This window comes from Stenotrophomonas maltophilia, from assembly GCF_001274595.1.
GTDB classification, from domain to species: domain Bacteria; phylum Pseudomonadota; class Gammaproteobacteria; order Xanthomonadales; family Xanthomonadaceae; genus Stenotrophomonas; species Stenotrophomonas forensis.
In genome coordinates this window covers 1,657,699-1,672,482 of the sequence record NZ_CP011010.1, presented here as the reverse complement: position 1 = coordinate 1,672,482, position 14,784 = coordinate 1,657,699, and the positions used below count along the sequence as shown (strand labels likewise).

Annotated in this window: 18 protein-coding genes and 4 tRNA genes; 8 read left to right on the top strand and 14 right to left on the bottom strand. The window is 66.9% G+C overall.

All coding sequences use genetic code 11. The annotated features are described in order from the left end of the window. Positions 1-16: 16 nt before the first annotated feature. Positions 17-409, top strand: coding sequence for a fluoride efflux transporter CrcB (gene crcB / locus VN11_RS07725; RefSeq protein WP_006430497.1), 393 nt, complete (start codon positions 17-19; stop codon positions 407-409). 3 nt (positions 410-412) lie between these two features. Here the strand turns inward: crcB and VN11_RS07720 are convergent, their stop codons facing one another. After that, positions 413-1,246: an AraC family transcriptional regulator gene (locus VN11_RS07720; RefSeq protein WP_053449324.1), complete on the bottom strand. Its 834-nt coding sequence runs from the start codon at positions 1,244-1,246 to the stop codon at positions 413-415. Between the two features lie 221 nt (positions 1,247-1,467). Between VN11_RS07720 and VN11_RS07715 the strand changes: the two genes are divergently transcribed. The 3 genes from VN11_RS07715 to VN11_RS07705 all read left to right on the top strand — a co-directional run bounded on the left by VN11_RS07715 (position 1,468) and on the right by VN11_RS07705 (position 3,718). Further along, positions 1,468-2,544 (top strand): alpha/beta hydrolase family protein, encoded by a 1,077-nt coding sequence (locus VN11_RS07715; protein WP_053451277.1) that lies wholly within the window; start codon positions 1,468-1,470, stop codon positions 2,542-2,544. A 90-nt stretch (positions 2,545-2,634) separates the two neighbouring features. Beyond that, on the top strand, positions 2,635-2,835 hold the full coding sequence (locus VN11_RS07710; RefSeq protein WP_053451276.1) for a hypothetical protein: 201 nt from the start codon (positions 2,635-2,637) through the stop codon (positions 2,833-2,835). Positions 2,836-2,953: 118 nt separating this feature from the next. Further along, entirely contained in the window at positions 2,954-3,718 is a 765-nt protein-coding gene (locus VN11_RS07705; protein WP_053449323.1) for a thioesterase family protein, read from the top strand. A 15-nt stretch (positions 3,719-3,733) separates the two neighbouring features. Here VN11_RS07705 and VN11_RS07700 read toward each other — a convergent pair whose 3' ends face one another. After that, positions 3,734-4,003, bottom strand: a complete 270-nt coding sequence (locus VN11_RS07700) for a hypothetical protein (protein WP_008267735.1) — start codon at positions 4,001-4,003, stop codon at positions 3,734-3,736. A gap of 125 nt (positions 4,004-4,128) precedes the next feature. Then, entirely contained in the window at positions 4,129-4,833 is a 705-nt protein-coding gene (locus VN11_RS07695; protein WP_053449322.1) for an ArsR/SmtB family transcription factor, read from the bottom strand. Between the two features lie 106 nt (positions 4,834-4,939). On the opposite strand from VN11_RS07695, the gene VN11_RS07690 reads away from it, so the two are divergent. Further along, positions 4,940-5,581, top strand: a complete 642-nt coding sequence (locus VN11_RS07690; RefSeq protein WP_053449321.1) for a flavin reductase family protein — start codon at positions 4,940-4,942, stop codon at positions 5,579-5,581. 8 nt (positions 5,582-5,589) lie between these two features. Here the strand turns inward: VN11_RS07690 and VN11_RS07685 are convergent, their stop codons facing one another. The 5 genes from VN11_RS07685 to VN11_RS07665 form a co-directional block, all read right to left on the bottom strand. After that, positions 5,590-6,135: a DUF4124 domain-containing protein gene (locus VN11_RS07685; protein WP_053449320.1), complete on the bottom strand. Its 546-nt coding sequence runs from the start codon at positions 6,133-6,135 to the stop codon at positions 5,590-5,592. A 110-nt stretch (positions 6,136-6,245) separates the two neighbouring features. After that, positions 6,246-6,743, bottom strand: a complete 498-nt coding sequence (locus VN11_RS07680) for a GNAT family N-acetyltransferase (RefSeq protein WP_053449319.1) — start codon at positions 6,741-6,743, stop codon at positions 6,246-6,248. 141 nt (positions 6,744-6,884) lie between these two features. Beyond that, positions 6,885-6,958, bottom strand: a tRNA-Cys gene (locus VN11_RS07675). Positions 6,959-7,024: 66 nt separating this feature from the next. Continuing rightward, positions 7,025-7,100: transfer RNA gene (locus VN11_RS07670), tRNA-Gly, on the bottom strand. Between the two features lie 142 nt (positions 7,101-7,242). Continuing rightward, a tRNA-Gly gene (locus VN11_RS07665) sits at positions 7,243-7,318 on the bottom strand. Positions 7,319-7,446: 128 nt separating this feature from the next. Between VN11_RS07665 and VN11_RS07660 the strand changes: the two genes are divergently transcribed. The 3 genes from VN11_RS07660 (at position 7,447) to VN11_RS07650 (ending at position 8,833) form a co-directional block, all read left to right on the top strand. Then, entirely contained in the window at positions 7,447-7,848 is a 402-nt protein-coding gene (locus tag VN11_RS07660; RefSeq protein ID WP_053449318.1) for a hypothetical protein, read from the top strand. Further along, a complete protein-coding gene (locus tag VN11_RS07655) occupies positions 7,841-8,284 on the top strand; it encodes a hypothetical protein (RefSeq protein ID WP_053449317.1) in 444 nt (147 codons plus the stop codon). Before VN11_RS07660 ends, VN11_RS07655 begins: the two co-directional genes overlap by 8 nt. A gap of 114 nt (positions 8,285-8,398) precedes the next feature. Further along, positions 8,399-8,833, top strand: a complete 435-nt coding sequence (locus VN11_RS07650; protein ID WP_148564949.1) for a hypothetical protein — start codon at positions 8,399-8,401, stop codon at positions 8,831-8,833. Positions 8,834-8,842: 9 nt separating this feature from the next. On the opposite strand, the gene VN11_RS07645 is transcribed toward VN11_RS07650, so the two are convergent. From VN11_RS07645 to VN11_RS07620, 6 genes are all read right to left on the bottom strand, one after another. Continuing rightward, entirely contained in the window at positions 8,843-9,757 is a 915-nt protein-coding gene (locus VN11_RS07645; protein ID WP_053449315.1) for an HlyD family secretion protein, read from the bottom strand. After that, a complete protein-coding gene (locus VN11_RS07640; protein WP_053449314.1) occupies positions 9,754-10,482 on the bottom strand; it encodes an ABC transporter ATP-binding protein in 729 nt (242 codons plus the stop codon). The genes VN11_RS07645 and VN11_RS07640 overlap by 4 nt, the downstream gene beginning before the upstream one ends. Positions 10,483-10,492: 10 nt before the next feature. Then, positions 10,493-11,632: an ABC transporter permease gene (locus VN11_RS07635; RefSeq protein WP_053449313.1), complete on the bottom strand. Its 1,140-nt coding sequence runs from the start codon at positions 11,630-11,632 to the stop codon at positions 10,493-10,495. Further along, on the bottom strand, positions 11,629-13,092 hold the full coding sequence (locus VN11_RS07630; RefSeq protein ID WP_053449312.1) for an efflux transporter outer membrane subunit: 1,464 nt from the start codon (positions 13,090-13,092) through the stop codon (positions 11,629-11,631). Before VN11_RS07630 ends, VN11_RS07635 begins: the two co-directional genes overlap by 4 nt. A 370-nt stretch (positions 13,093-13,462) precedes the next feature. After that, positions 13,463-13,538: transfer RNA gene (locus tag VN11_RS07625), tRNA-Gly, on the bottom strand. Positions 13,539-13,654: 116 nt separating this feature from the next. Beyond that, a complete protein-coding gene (locus VN11_RS07620; protein WP_053449311.1) occupies positions 13,655-14,761 on the bottom strand; it encodes an NAD(P)/FAD-dependent oxidoreductase in 1,107 nt (368 codons plus the stop codon). Positions 14,762-14,784 lie beyond the last annotated feature (23 nt).

Genomic DNA, 14,784 nt, shown 5'->3' with positions numbered 1-14,784 from the left:
GCACTCGAGGCACGCGATGCAAGCATTGAACAATTACTTTCTGGTCTTCATCGGAGGCGGCCTCGGTGCCTGCCTGCGCCATGCCTGCAACCTGATCGGCGCACGCGTCGCGGTCGGCAGCCCGTGGCCCTGGTCGACCTTCCTGATCAACATCAGCGGCGCGCTGCTGATGGGCGTGGTGGTCGAGGCCTTCGCCCTGCGCAATGGCGCCTCGCCGCAGCTGCGGCTGCTGCTGGCCACCGGCATTCTCGGCGGCTACACCACGTTCTCGACCTATGCGCTGGAGATCGGCCTGCTGCTGCAGCGCGGCCAGCATGGGCTGGCAGCATTGTATGCCGGGGGTTCGGTGGCACTGGGCCTGGCCGGCCTGTTCGGCGGCATGAAGCTGGCCCGGCTGGTGCTGGGCTGACGATCAGGCCGCGCTGGCGCGCGCCTGCACACGCCATTCCCGTGGCGACTGCCCGGTGTGTGCCTTGAACGCGCGCGACAGGGCGGCCTCGCTGCCGTAACCGACGTCATCGGCAATCCGCTTCAAGGGACGGCCCTGGCGCAGTGCCTGCTGGGCCAACCCCACCCGCCAGCCCTGCAGGTAGTGGCCCGGCGTCGTACCCATCGCCTCGCGGAAACTGGCCGCAAACACGCTGCGCGACATGCCCGCCACATCGGCCAGGTCTTCCAGCGTCCACGCCTGTGCGGGCGCTGCGTGCATCGCCACCAGCGCCAAGCGCAGGCGTGGATGACCGAGCCCGGCGAACAGGCCACCGCGCATCTCGCCGCCTTCCATCAGCTGGCGCAGTACCTGGATCATCACTACCTCGAACAGGCGGTTGACCATTGCCGCCCGCCCGCAGCGCTGCTCGAAGGCCTCTTCGAACAGCAGCTCCAGCGCGGCATGGCCGCCGTACAGGTCGGCCAGCGGCAGGCAGATGAAATCGGGCAGCGCAGCGCTGATCGGATTGAGCCGGCCGCCTTCGAAATGCAGGTTGGCGCAGGCCATGTCGGCGCCAAGCTGCGGGTCGGTAATGAACCGGTGGGGCATCGGCCGGGGGTACAGCAACAGGCTGGGGGCCTCGACCTGCACCGTCTGCTGGCCATGGCTGACCTGCAGCGGCCCCCGCCGCACCAGGTGCAGCTGGCCGGCCTCATCCTCGCCTTCCAGGGTATTGATGCCGCACAACGCGCCGGCATGGAACACCGAGGCGGTGACCGCGAAGCGTTCGAGCAGGATGGCGAGACGATCAACCATGACGGGACTCCAGATCAAGCGGCACTGCTTCAATACGACGGATCGTATCGGATTCACCACGTCATTGGGCGAACCGGCCGGCGGCCCTACCTGGAAGTGCCGCGAAGGCTGCATGGCCGTGACGACCGCGCGACCGACCGGCACTTCCCTGCGGCAATGCAGCGCGCGCAACATTCCCGGGGCATCTATGCTCGGCGCCATTCCCGGATGGAACGACCATGATGCGTTGCTTGCTTCGTTGCGCCATCGCTCTCGGCCTGCTGCTGCCGTCGACATCGTTGCTGGCCGCACCAGCGACTGCACCACGCGCGCTCAGTGGCGAACTGCAGGGAGCGCCGTGGCGCCTGGACGTGCCGGCCAGCTGGAACGGCGACCTGGTGATGCTGGCGCATGGCTATGAGCCGGTGGGCGTGCCGCGCACCACCCCGATGGCCGCCAACGACAGCACCGCAACACTGCTGGCCGCCGGTTACGCCGTCGCGCAGAGCGCGTATTCCAGCCAGGGCTGGGCCGTGGCCGACGCGATCACCGACATGGAGCGCCTGCGCCGGCAGGCGCTGCACGAACTCAAGCGCGTGCGCCACACTTGGCTGCTAGGGTTCTCGATGGGCGGTGCGGTGGCCATCGCCAGCCTCGAGCGGTATCCACAGCACTACGCAGGGGGCGCCTCGCTGTGCGGCGCCAACCTCAGTGGCGAGCAGATCGCCGCCGACCTGCTGACCACGCTCGTCGCGTTCGATTACTTCTTCCCCCACGCAGACGGCCTGCCGACCACCGGGCTGGCCTCGCCGGAAGCGGCCGCGCTGTCACAGGCGGCCCTGTATCAAGGCATTGCCACCGCGCTGCAGCGGGACCCGGAACATGCCGCCGTGCTGGCCAGGCAGTTGCAGGTCTCTACGGATGCGCTGGCCGGTACGATCAGCCTGCACGCGCTGGTCCTGCACGAACTGGCCACGCGCAGTGGCGGCATGCCGGTGGGCAACAGGGGCGTGGTCTACCGCGGCTTCGGTGACGATACGGCGTTCAATGCCGGTGTGCAGCGTGTCGACGCCGTGCCTGCCGCGCAGGCCGATGTCCGCGCGACGCTGGCACTGAGCGGCGCCTTGAAGCGACCGCTGGTGATCCAGTTCAACCACAACGATCCCACCATCGTGCCGCGCATGCAGGCGGTGTATCCGCAGCTGGCCGCGCGCGCCGGCGCACGGCCCTTGCCACGGGTGTTGCCTGCGGCGGGCGAAGGGCATTGCGGCTTCTCTGAAGCCGAGGTGGTCGAGGCGTTGAAGGCTGCACAGCGGTGAAAACAATGCGTGTCGCGGTGCGTCAAGGCCGCGCTGGAAGGACTGCTATGGTAGCCCCGCCCATTGATGGGCAGACAAAGGACTGACGTGATGATCAAGACGACCTTGAAGACCGTGATGTTCCTTGGCATGGCCGTGACCGGCCTGGCCTTCGCCGCTGACTCTTGCGACTTCTGCACGCTGAAATACGAGCAGTGCCTGCGGGCGACACATGGACCGTTGGGCAAGACTTCCGAACAATGCGACGCCGAGTACCGCCTGTGCCGTGAAATGGATTGCCCTTCTCCCTGACCGGCATCCGGCCGGCTCCTGCGGGGGCCGGCTCTGCCCGCCGCGGTGCCGAACGCTTACGATGCAGAGACCGGTGGAGTTCCTGCCGCCTTCCTTCCCTGCTGAAGCAACGCACTCGATGGCCTTCTTCGAACGACTGAGCGAGACCCGCTACCTGCCGACCGAACATACCGGCGGCGCCTGGAACATCCGCGAGCAGCACATCGCGCCGGCGATCGGCCTGCTCGCCCACCACCTGGAGCGTGATGCCGCGGCGCGTGGCCATGGCTTCCTGATCGCGCGCCTGTCCTACGACATCCTCGGCACCATTCCGATCGAAGCGATGGAGGCCGACGTACAGGTGCTGCGAAGCGGCCGCACCATCGAACTGGTCGAGGCCACGCTGCGGCATGACGATCGCCCGGCTCTGCGCGCGCGCGCCTGGTTGATGCGCCCGAACGACACCGCGGCCATCGCCGGCACGCCGATTCCAGGCATTGCTCCACCGGAATCGATGCCGGCGTGGGACCCGGGCACGGTCTGGCCCGGTGGCTTCATCCAGAGCATCGAGATCCGTCGCCACGACCAGGGCCCCGGCCGCGCAACCTACTGGGCACGCGCAACACAGCCGCTGCTGGATAGCGAGACGGTCAGCCCATTGGCCCGCGCCGCGACGCTGTTCGACCTGTCCAACGGCATGGCGGTACGTGCTGATCCGAAGGAGGTGGCGTTCCCGAACCTGGATCTCACCGCTCACCTGTTCGGCGTGCCCGAAGGCGAGTGGCTGGGCTTCGACACGTCGGTGTCGTTCGGCCGCCAGGGCATCGGCCTGACCAGCACCGTGCTGCATGATGCGCGCGGCCCGATCGGAACACTCGGCCAGGCGCTGACGGTGCGCCCGTAAACGCAACGGGCGGCGTCAGCCGCCCAGCGTGCCCATGGTGAAGGTGTAACCCGAACTCATCAGGAACTCGCGCATGCGCATTTCCGCGCGGCGCGGCGAGGCCAGATTGGCCGGTGCGTACAGCGCGTAGACCACGCCCGCACCTTCGATGGCCTCGCGGCGCACCCCGCAGTGCCGGGTCTCCGAAGCGATCACCCATCCATCCTTCAACCGGTCGGGCCCAATCGACTGGCCGTTCATCAGCCGGAACGTCAACCAGCGTACTTCCGCAGCCGATTTGCTCATCGCCGGCATTCCGGCGGCGTATTGCGGTCCATCATGTCCTTGCTCGCCATTGCAGCTCCCTAAGACTTGGAACCTGACCATAGCGCCTCCCCATGTCGCGGGCGGATGAGACTGACCAGCGCCGCTCAGGTTGGCAGGCCAAACCGCTTCCACAGCGCCTCGCGCCCGGGCGGTGTCAGCCGAAGTTCGCGCCGGCCTTCAACGCGCCGCAGCCAGTCATTCTTCACGAAGCTGTCCAGCATCGCCTCACCGACCAGTCCGGCCAGATGCGGGCGCCGCTCCGTGCAATCCAGGCAACCGCGGCAATAGCGTGCGGGCTTGCCGGTCGCGGGGCGTTGCAGCACCTCGGCCAGCGGCTGGCCGAGCGCCTTCAGGAACTCGGCGCCCTCCAGAGTCACTTGCCAGTAGCCATCACGCGGCAAAAGGTGCCCGGCCTGCAGCAGGCGTTCGGCAATGGCCACGGCATGTACACCGGCCAGGTGCCGGTAGCACGAGCGCGCCTCGCGCAACGCCGGCATGCTGCGCGACGCAGCAGCGGTGCAGGACGGCGTGCGGCCGGCAACCCGCAGGATACCTTCCAGCATGTCGGCGACCTCGGTGGACGCCAGCCGATGGTAGCGATGGCGGCCCTGTGGGATGGCGACCAGCAGATCGCCTTCGATCAGGCGACGCAGATGCGTGCTCGCCGTCTGCGGCGTCACCCCGGCCACCCGTGCCAGTTCCATCGCGGTGTAGGCGCGGCCATCCATCAGCTGCAGCAGCATCGCGGCGCGTGCCTGGTCACCGACCAGGGCGCCGACACTGACAAGGGAACCGGGGGTGTGGACCATGCCGGCATTGTGGCATGCAAGGCCCGGCCGACAGTTCGATGCAGGCCGAAGCATCATCCGCCTTCCCCGGCGCACAGTGGCCGTCCCGTTTCACGCGAGAACTGCTGTGACCCGCCCTTCGATCCGACGCCGACGCATCACCCCCTCGGTCCTGTACCCAGGCACGCCGGTACTGCTGATGACCACGCTCAATCCAGACGGCAGCAGCAACATCAGCCCGCTCTCTTCGTTCTGGGCGCTGGGCAACCGGGTGGTGCTGGGCCTGGGAACGCAGGGCCAGGGCTATCGCAACCTTCAGCTGCGCAACGAGTGCGTGTTGAACTTCCCGTGCCACACCCAGGCCGCGCAGGTGGAAGCCATCGCACGCGCGACCGGGCGTGACCCGGTGCCCGATGCCAAGCAGGCGATGGGCTATGTGCATGTCCGCGACAAATTCGCGTTGGGCGGCTTCAGCAGCGTGCCGTCCGTGCAGGTGGCACCTGCGACGATTGCCGAATGCCCGTTGCAAGTGGAAGTCACGATGATGGCAATGCAGCCCCCAAGCGATGACGATGGGCAGGGCTTCGTGATTGCCGAGGGGCGGATCCGTTGCGTGCATGCCCATGAGGACATCACCCAGGCCGGCACGCAGCATATTGACGTGGCACGCTGGAAACCGCTGATCTATCTGTTCCGGCACTACCTGGGCGTCGGCGAACCCGTCGCGCGCAACTTCCGGGCGCAGACGCCGGAGCGGGCTCCGGCGTAGCGGGCGGATCAGCGCGTGGTCGCGGGCGTGTTGCTGAACGTGTCGCGCACCGAGCGCTCCCGCTCGCGGCGGGTCGCAGCGCACTGCTCGCGTGCGTTCGACATCTGGGTGTCCGCCGCAACCCGCTCCGCACTCATCGACTGCTGCAGGCTGGCGATCTGTGCACGAATGCCTGAATCCTGGGTGGCACCAGCGAGGTTGGTGCCGGCCGTAGCCAGTTGCCGGTTCAATTCAGCGATCTGGCGGCCCACCTGTTGGCTGCGTGACTCCAACGGGCCGTAGATGCGGGAGCGCTCGCCCTGCACGCAGTTGCGCTCGGCGATACCGGCGTCCGCCAGCGCGGTGTTCTGGTACACGGCGGCGCGGTTCGACGCCTCCCCCGCAGATTCGGTCGAGGGACGGGTGGACCGCAGCTTCATCGGCTCAGCACCGGCCGCGCACGGATTCTGGCTGTACACCGTTTCCCCGGATGCGCCCTTGCATTTGTAGACCTGGGCCGACGCCAGCGGCGCGCTACCCGCCATCAGGGCTACCGCAAGCAGAATTCCCTTCATCCCTCACCTCTCCCTGGTTCGCAATGGATCACCAACGCACGATACGGCGGATCGGGGATGCCTGCACGTGCCGCCGGGCTGTCCTGGCATTTCGCAGGCCCCCTCGGCCGTCAGGCCAGTGCAATCCAGTACGACACCATGTCCACGTAGCGGCCATCGCGCTTCACCGCGCGCGGCTCGGTGCCGGATTCGATGAATCCCAGCGACGCGTACAGTCCGCGCGCGGCAGCGTTGTCTGCCAGCACCGTGAGGGTGAGCGACTCGATGTCCTCCGCGCGTGCGGCGGCAAATGCCCCAAGGAACAGCTGCCGGGCGATTCCGTGCCCACGATGCCCTGCGCTCACGTGGACGCTGTGAATTTCCGCCGTGTGCCGCCGTGACAAACGTACGGGCCGCACATAGCGCAGGAAGCCAACCAGCTGTGCCTGGTCAAAGGCGCCGAAGTAACGGGTATGGGCGTCATCGAGTTGAGTCCGCATCACCTGTGCGGTCTCACCGCTGGCCTCGGCCAGCGTGGAAAGGAACGCAGCGGGTGATTCACGCAGCGCCTGCAGGCGGGCCGCCCACAGCGTGTCCGCGTCGTCGTGTTGCAGTGGCCGGATCAACATCCCTGGTTCCTGCAGGCGTTCATGCGCAGTGGTCAGCCTAGCAGTCCAGTCCCAGCGACGTACATGAAGTTTGGCAGGGCCACGCCGCAGGTGCGCTACGCAGAAATAAAAAAGCCCTGACCGGAGTCAGGGCTTTTCAATTGGAGGCCTCAAGCGGAATCGAACCGCTGTAAACGGATTTGCAATCCGGTGCATAGCCACTCTGCCATGAGGCCAACGTACTGCGCGCCAGGAACAGGGCCCTGACAAGACAAAACCCCAAGATGGGGCCTGTCGGAACATGGAGCGGGAAACGAGACTCGAACTCGCGACCTCAACCTTGGCAAGGTTGCGCTCTACCAACTGAGCTATTCCCGCGTAAGCCGACATGGTACCGGAAATCCGGGACACACACCAGCGATTTCACCTTTCTGACTGCGCGCAAAGCCTTGTGGCCCAACGTGCCCCGCCTTGCCGTGGCGGGAGAAAAACAAGGCCCCTACCGGGGCCCTGTAGAATCTGGAGCGGGAAACGAGACTCGAACTCGCGACCTCAACCTTGGCAAGGTTGCGCTCTACCAACTGAGCTATTCCCGCAGATTCTTCGACCTGCGTCGAAGGAGCGCTATTGTGTCCAAATTCCTTCACGCCGTCAACAGTCTTCACACGATGCGGTCACGGGCGTCCGCGCTGGGGTACGCTGCCCCGCCCAGTTCCCTTCGGCCATGTTCCTTCGCGGCAAGCCCCTGTTGATCGCCCTGCTGCTGCATCTGCTGGTGGCACTGCTGTACTGGTCGCTGATCCCGCTGGGGATGAACGCCTATCGCGACCATTTCGGATTCACCTCCCATCGCGACATCGGCCTGGGCATCGCTCAGTTCCACCTGCTCTGGATGTTCCTTGCCGCCCAGCCATTGATCGCAGCCCTGCGGCCACTGTTCGCGAAGCTGCTGGTACTGGCGATCCCGCTGGCGTTCGCGACCTGGACGCTGATGCACAACCACCCGCTGCGCCTGCTGTATTTCACCGTCGGCCCCGGCCTGCTGGCACTGGCCGCAATCGCGGTAAGCCTGCGCTGTTCGTCGCTCGGAACCTCACGCCCCATCACGGACATCGCCGATGCCTAGACGCTACGTCCGCCTGTTCTGGCTGCTGGTCTCGCTCACCTGGCTGGCGCTGATCGCCGCGCTCGTCAATGCCGGCTTCACCCCGGACTACTGGCTGCTGCATCACCTCGAAGGCATCGAGCCGCGCTACCCCACCAGCAGCGTCATCGTGTTCGCGCTGCTGGGAACGGTGGAGCTGGTGGTGACCGCACTCATCGTGCGGCCCTGGAAACTGAAGAGGCTATGGCTGCGCCTGCTGATCGCCTTCGCCCTGCTGCTGGCGTGGTCGGTGCCGTGGATGCTGTCGGCCATGCACCAGCCACCCGTGCACGGCATGCATCTGCTGTGGTTGCTGCTGCTGGACGTGGGGCTGCTGCTGGCACTGGGCGGGGTGTCGCTGGTCAGCGTCCTCGGACGCCTTTCCACCAGGAAGAAGGCCCGGATTGCGGTTCCGTAAGGCAATGGGTCCGAGTGCTTTGCCGTTTCATCTTTCGGACCTTTTGCATGGATAGCGGCAGACCAATCCAGGAAGGTTGAGGATCCTCCAGCAACGGCCGCCTGAATCGTGCCCTTGTCCCTCATTTTCCGCGCCTGCCCAGCCTTCTGGATGCTCGTGTTCCTCATCTGGCTGCTGCTGGTTTCCGCGCTCATCCATGCCGGCTTCCAGCCGGATCATTGGCAGCAGCCTGACATCGTGTCCGGAGTCGTGCCGTATCCCACAGGATCAGTCATTTCCTTCGCACTGATCATCCTGGCGGAGATCGTTGCAATGGGCCTGATCGTGCAGCCATGGAGGTTCCGACGCCTGTGGTTGCGAATGCAGCTCGGCATCTTTCCATGGCTGGCCTGGACGGCCTACTGGGGCGCGATCTCCATGCATCAATCACCCGTACGCGCCGTACATCTGCTCTGGTTGATTGCCGCCAGCGCCATCCTACTGCTTGCGCAGTTCGTGATCGTGCCGGCCTCGCTGTGGCCGCGCCTACGCCGCTGGCTCGGGAGCTGAGGCCGACACCTACCTCCGGAACTCCACCCGCACATGCTGGCCGAAGCGCGCCTTGGCCGCGCCGTCGAACTCCAGCACGCACTCCACCACCTTGGCCACGCCGCGCCCTGCGTCTTCGGGCAGGCGTGCCTGCGCGAACACGGGGCTGATGCGCACCACGCGTGCGGACGGCAGCGCACTGGTGTTCTCGGCGCCATCACTGTCCGGCACCACGGTGGCCTTCATGCCCACCTGCACCGCGTCGGCATAGGCGGCGCTCAGCTCTGCACGCACCTGCAGCGGGCGTGCCGGCAGCAGCGAGATCGCTGGCTTGCCGGCCTGCACGAAGGCGCCGAGGCCCGGCACCTGGCCGACCACGGTGCCGGCTTCGGGCGCGCTCAACGACATCTGCTGCAGTTTCAGTCTGGCGTGTTCCAGCTTGTGCTGGGCCATGTCGACCTGCGCGCCGGCCACGTCGACGTCGGCGCGCACGCCGGCCAGCTGCTGCCTGGCCGCGTCGGCCTGCTGATTGGACGACACGCCTTCGCTGGCGCCGGTGGACAGGCAGGTGGCGTTGCGCTCCAGTTCGCGCAGCTGCGCCTGGCTGCCCTTCAGACGGTCATTGGCCAGGGCGAGATCGGCGGTGGCCATCGCCACCTCCTGCTGCAGCAGGGCACCATCCAGCGACAGCAGCAACTGTCCCTTCTTCACCGTGGCGCCCTCCTTCACCGGCGCGGCGGTGATCGAGCCATCCACCGGCGGCGCCAGCGCGATCAGGCCACCCTCGACGTCGATGATGCCGCGTGCCACCGCGACCTTGCCGGCGGTGGCAGTGCTTCCCTTACCTGCAGGTGCCTGGGCGGGCGCGTCTTTGGAACAGGCGCCAAGCAGCAATGCCGCGGACAGGGCCAGGCTGAGGGGAAGCAGGTGCGACGTCTTGGTCATGGGGCGGACTCTACAGTTTCGTTCTGGCGGCGGTCATCACGGACCATGCCGTCTTCCATGGCGATCACCCGATCGGCATGCCGGATCAGGCGCGGATCGTGGCTCACGCACAGCACGGTGGCGCCATGCGCACGTGCGTAGCGATGCAGAATGTCGATCACGCGCTGGCCGTTCTCGGCGTCCAGCGCGCTGGTGGGTTCATCGGCGAAGATCAGCGTCGGTGATTTGGCGAAGGCGCGGGCGACGGCAACGCGCTGCTTCTCGCCGCCGGACAGCTGCGCCGGGCGCATATGGCTGCGGTGGCTGAGGCCGACTTCTTCCAGCGCCCTGCGGGCCAGCGGCTCGCTTTCGCGATTGCTCATGCCACGGTAGCCCAGCGGCAGCTGCACCTGCTCAAGCGCGGTCAGCGCCGGGAACAGGTTGAAGCCCTGGAACACAAAGCCGACATGGTGCAGGCGGAAACGCTCCACCTCGCTACGGCTCATGTGACCCACATCCTGGCCCAGCGCATGCACGCGGCCACCATCGGGTGAAGATAGGCCGGACAGCAGCGACAACAGCGTGCTCTTGCCGCAGCCGGACGGGCCCGACACCAGGGTCAGCTCGCCGGGGTAGATGTCCAGCGACAGACCGCGCAGCACCGGTACCTGCACATCGCCGGACATGAAGCCCTTTTCCAGTGCGTCTGCCTGCAGGGTCGGGGCGACGGCGGGTGTGGAAGTCATCGGCCGGCCCTCAACGCAGCAGCAACGATGGATCGGAGCGGACCACGCTGCGGACCGCCATGATGCTGGACAGCATGGCCATCACCGCGACCAGCACCACGCAGCCGATGATGACCATCGGCGTCAGCTGCACCGGCACGCGCTGGGTCTGCGCGATCAACAGCACGACGGTGCTGAACGCCGCCGCCAGCAACATGCCGACCCCACCGATCAGCAGCGCCTGCTCGAACACCACTCGCGCCAGCGCGTAGCGGCCGGCGCCAAGCGCATTGAGCGTGGCGTATTCGCGCACCGAGCCGGCCACCACCGAAGCAAACGACTGGTTGGTGATCACCGCGCCGACGAAGCAGACGATGACCGCCATGAACAACACCGCGATGCCGGCGCCGGTATCGAACAGCCAGTACTGCTGCGAGCGGCTGGCAAACTCGGGCGCCGTCCAGAACTCGACCGGCGTGGCCTGGCCCATCGACGCGGCCAGACGATCGCGCACGCGGTCGGCCAGCTCCGGCGAACGCAGGCCCGCCACGAAATAGGTACTGCCTTCATGCGGGTCGGTACCGGCAATGGCACGCGCGGTATCCAGCGACGCCAGCACGTTGACGCCGCCAAGGCCGCGCAGCCCCGGCTGTGCGGCAACCACGCGCACCGCCTTGCCGTTGATCCAGGCACGGTTGTCCTGCAGGTCCACGCCCAGCGTATCCAGATCGGCACTGTCGACGATCACCGCGCCCGGCTCGCGCAGCTGCGCGCGCAGGTCGGCCGGCAGGATGCGCGCGAACATCATCGCGTCATCCTGGGTGGAGATACCGGACAGGTAGACCGACACGTTACCGGTACCCTGCGCGCTGGAGCGCCATTCGCCATCGACCCATTCGTAGGGTTCGACGCGGGTGACATCCGGGTCCATGCGCAGGTGGCTTTCCACGTCCGCGCTGATTGCATGGCCGTAGTTGACGCTCTGGGTGCCGGGAAAACCGGCCCATATGTCGGCGGAGGATGCCTTCACATAGATCGCGGCGGTACCGAAGATGCCCAGCACCAGCGCCGCCTGCACGATCAGCAGCACGCCGGCGAAGCACATCGCCAGCACCACCGGCAGGAACCGGCGCCACTCATAGGCCAGGGTTTTCCTCGCCAGCGCGATCATTGCGGTTCGCCCTCGCCCTCGACGGGCAGCGGCGCGCCGCCAAGTGCGCGATACAGGGAGGCGAATGCCAGCACGCGCGCGCCCTGCGCACCGATCAGATCGGCCTGCGAAGACAACGCAGCGCGCTGGGTGTCGAGGCCATCGAATTCGCTGGACAGGCCCAACTGCACCTGCCGTGCCTGGCGCTTGACCTGCTGGCCGGCGGCATCATTGGCCGCACGCAGCGACTGGATGCTGCTGTCCTGGCGTGCCAGGCTGCCCAGTGCGCCTTCCACTTCGCTCACCCCTTCCAGCACCGCCTTGCGGTAGCCGAGTAGCGCGGCATCCAGCTGTTTCTCATCGGCATGGAACCGCGCGCGGCGCTGGCCCCAATCCCACAGCGGAATATCGATGTACGGGCCGATGGAGGGACTGGAATCGGAATTGGAGCGGGCGTTCTGGGTGAGGTTGTAGGCGTACAGGATCGAACCGCCGAGGCTGACCCGCGGATACATCGCGGCACGCGCGGAACCCTTGCTTGCCGCAGCCTGCATCACTTCCGATTCGGCCAGCAGGATCTGCGGACGGTGACGCAGCAGGTCGGCCGGCACCTGCTGCAGCGAGAATGCGCCCAGCTTCGGCGGCGTGCGATACGCACGCCAGGCCGGGTCCGGGCCATCGCGGCCCAGCAGCAGGGCCAATGCACGGGCGGCATTGTCCGCATTCTCGCTGGCCTGCGCCGTGGCCGCGCGGGTGGCTGCCTGGCGAGCCCGCAGCCGATCAAGTTCGCCCGGCTCATCCAGGCGCAGGCGCTGGCGAACCAGCGCCAACTGCTCGCCGCGATCATCCACCGCCTGCTGCCGGGCCAGCAGGTCCTGCTGGGCCTGCGCCACGGTCAGATCCAGGTAGCTGCGCACCACGTCGGCGATCACCGCAACCTGCGCAGCACTGCGCAGCGCCTCGGCATTGCCGGCCGAAGCCTGCGCGCTCAACTGCGCACTCTCGGCGGCACCGAACAGGCCCAGGTCCCAGATCGCTTCAATGCCCGCATGGAAATAGGTATCGACGGCGGCGGCGTCCTGCACCTGCTTGGCGCTGGCCGAGATCTCCGGCAGGAAGCGTGAGTCCGACGTGCCGGCGACGATCCGCACCGCCTGCAGGCGCAGCGTGGCCTGCTGCAGGTCGAGGTTGCCGGCAATGGCCTGGTCCACCAGGCCATCCAGCGCCGGGTCGGCCAGCACCTTCCACCATTGCCTGGCGTCCACCGCCACGCCCTGCCCCTGTGGCAGCTGGGTCCAGGCGCTGGGCGTGCGGCCGGGCAGGTCCGGCACCGGCACCGACATGCAACCTGCCAGGGCCAGGCTGGCCAGCAGTGCGCCGGGGCGCAGCACCGCCTGCAGGGAAGATCCGCGCCCGGTCCTGGGCACTGCCACTGGAGTGATACGCCTGACCACCAGCCCGCCAACGTGTAGAAGGAGCATGAAGGCTACCGTGCGATTGTGGAGCGAACATGGAGAATTGGTCCGAAAAACGTCACAACACGCGTGCGGTTCAGGCAACGCTGATGCTGGCCTTTCGCCAGCCTTTCAGCGCGCGCGACGCGCAGAACGCTGGTGCACATTCCAAGCCATTGAGCCTTGCCGGAGCCCATCCCGCGGCTCACGCGTCCGGCCGTCCCCACGACCGATGCGACCCGCCATTCCGATTGCGACACTGATGTCGGAATCTCCCCACAGGCGCACTGATACCACGCCTTCCATGAAGATGCCGTGGCGCGGCTGTGGCGACTGCAGCAGCCAGCATCGCGACAAACGAAAAAACGCCCCCTTGCGGGAGCGTTTTTCCTGAATCTGGAGCGGGAAACGAGACTCGAACTCGCGACCTCAACCTTGGCAAGGTTGCGCTCTACCAACTGAGCTATTCCCGCAGATTTCGTTCGACCTGCGTCGAAGGAGCGCTATTGTGTCGATATTGCTGCACGGCGTCAACAGGAATTTTCACTTGGCGTAAGCGGCCTGGCTTGGGCGCCCCTGCCTGCTCCCTTCACGTGCGAAGACCGCGACGGTGGAAGTAGATCTGCTCGGCGACGCGCCGCGTGGCTGCCGTATGCAGCAGTACGTTGAGGGGCCAATCGGCCTGCAGATGATCCATCGCCCAGCGCAGCAGGCGCTTGCCATGGAACGCCGGCGCCACCTGCCGCGCCACATGCTCCGGCTGTGGGCCGGTGCCGCGCAGATGCCGGCCTATGGCATCGCCCACGGCCCAGCCATGCCGCCACGAGGAGTGGATACCGCCGGCCGAGAGCGGCGAGACGATGCCCGCGGCGTCGCCGGTCAGGATCACGCCAGGGCCGGTGATCGGGCCGTCCGGCCGGCCGCACGGCACCAACCCGGCGCGGGTGGCCGAAGGCCGCGCGGCGGGCGGAATGCCGACCACATCGCGCACGTGCTCAAGGAAGCCATCGATATCCGGCGGCCGCACCTGTGCCGGGTCATGGCGCAGTGCCAGGCCCACCTGCAGGCCCGTCGGATTCTGTGCGACCCAGCCGATATAGCCCGGTGCGAAGCGCTTGCTGACGAAGCAATGCAATGCATCGCCCTGCGGCAATTGCAGGCCAGCGAACTCGCGTTCGACGCCGTAAAGGTTGTCACGCACCCGACCGAGGCCGGTGCGCTGGGCCACGCGCGAACGCGCGCCATCGGCACCGACCAGATAGGCGCAGCGCCCCACTCCTTCCACATCCCAACCTTCGCCACTGCGGCGGGCACCGGTGAAGGACTGTTGCAGGTGCAGGTCCACGCCGTTCGCACGCAGTTCGCTGGCCAGCCAGCGCATCAGGTTCGGCGTATCGGTGGTGAGGAAGTAGTAGCCGGGTGCAGTCAGCAGCACGTTGCGCAGGTTGGGCGCGTACAGGCGCACATCCGCGACGCGTTGCAGCAGGTGCTCCGGCATACGCCCCAGCCACGTCTGTTCCATCGCTTCCTTCACCACGATGCCGGTGGTGTGCAGGCGCTCGCCGGGATCGGCCTTGCGTTCCAGCACGCACACGCGCAGGCCGTACTGGGCAGCAGCCAGCGCACAGGCGGCACCGGCGAAACTGGCGCCGACGATGACCACGTCCTGGTCGTAAGCGGAGGGAATGTGGGGCATTGCTGCAAGGCCTGCTGGAAATC

Excerpts from the sequence above, each read along its gene's own strand:
- crcB (WP_006430497.1), top strand. The coding sequence starts at position 17 with ATGCAAGCATTGAACAATTACTTTCTGGTCTTCATCGGAGGCGGCCTC.
- VN11_RS07720 (WP_053449324.1), bottom strand. The coding sequence starts at position 1,246 with ATGGTTGATCGTCTCGCCATCCTGCTCGAACGCTTCGCGGTCACCGCC.
- VN11_RS07715 (WP_053451277.1), top strand. The coding sequence starts at position 1,468 with ATGCGTTGCTTGCTTCGTTGCGCCATCGCTCTCGGCCTGCTGCTGCCG.
- VN11_RS07710 (WP_053451276.1), top strand. The coding sequence starts at position 2,635 with ATGATCAAGACGACCTTGAAGACCGTGATGTTCCTTGGCATGGCCGTG.
- VN11_RS07705 (WP_053449323.1), top strand. The coding sequence starts at position 2,954 with ATGGCCTTCTTCGAACGACTGAGCGAGACCCGCTACCTGCCGACCGAA.
- VN11_RS07700 (WP_008267735.1), bottom strand. The coding sequence starts at position 4,003 with ATGAGCAAATCGGCTGCGGAAGTACGCTGGTTGACGTTCCGGCTGATG.
- VN11_RS07695 (WP_053449322.1), bottom strand. The coding sequence starts at position 4,833 with ATGGTCCACACCCCCGGTTCCCTTGTCAGTGTCGGCGCCCTGGTCGGT.
- VN11_RS07685 (WP_053449320.1), bottom strand. The coding sequence starts at position 6,135 with ATGAAGGGAATTCTGCTTGCGGTAGCCCTGATGGCGGGTAGCGCGCCG.
- VN11_RS07680 (WP_053449319.1), bottom strand. The coding sequence starts at position 6,743 with ATGTTGATCCGGCCACTGCAACACGACGACGCGGACACGCTGTGGGCG.
- VN11_RS07660 (WP_053449318.1), top strand. The coding sequence starts at position 7,447 with ATGTTCCTTCGCGGCAAGCCCCTGTTGATCGCCCTGCTGCTGCATCTG.
- VN11_RS07655 (WP_053449317.1), top strand. The coding sequence starts at position 7,841 with ATGCCTAGACGCTACGTCCGCCTGTTCTGGCTGCTGGTCTCGCTCACC.
- VN11_RS07645 (WP_053449315.1), bottom strand. The coding sequence starts at position 9,757 with ATGACCAAGACGTCGCACCTGCTTCCCCTCAGCCTGGCCCTGTCCGCG.
- VN11_RS07640 (WP_053449314.1), bottom strand. The coding sequence starts at position 10,482 with ATGACTTCCACACCCGCCGTCGCCCCGACCCTGCAGGCAGACGCACTG.
- VN11_RS07635 (WP_053449313.1), bottom strand. The coding sequence starts at position 11,632 with ATGATCGCGCTGGCGAGGAAAACCCTGGCCTATGAGTGGCGCCGGTTC.
- VN11_RS07630 (WP_053449312.1), bottom strand. The coding sequence starts at position 13,092 with ATGCTCCTTCTACACGTTGGCGGGCTGGTGGTCAGGCGTATCACTCCA.
- VN11_RS07620 (WP_053449311.1), bottom strand. The coding sequence starts at position 14,761 with ATGCCCCACATTCCCTCCGCTTACGACCAGGACGTGGTCATCGTCGGC.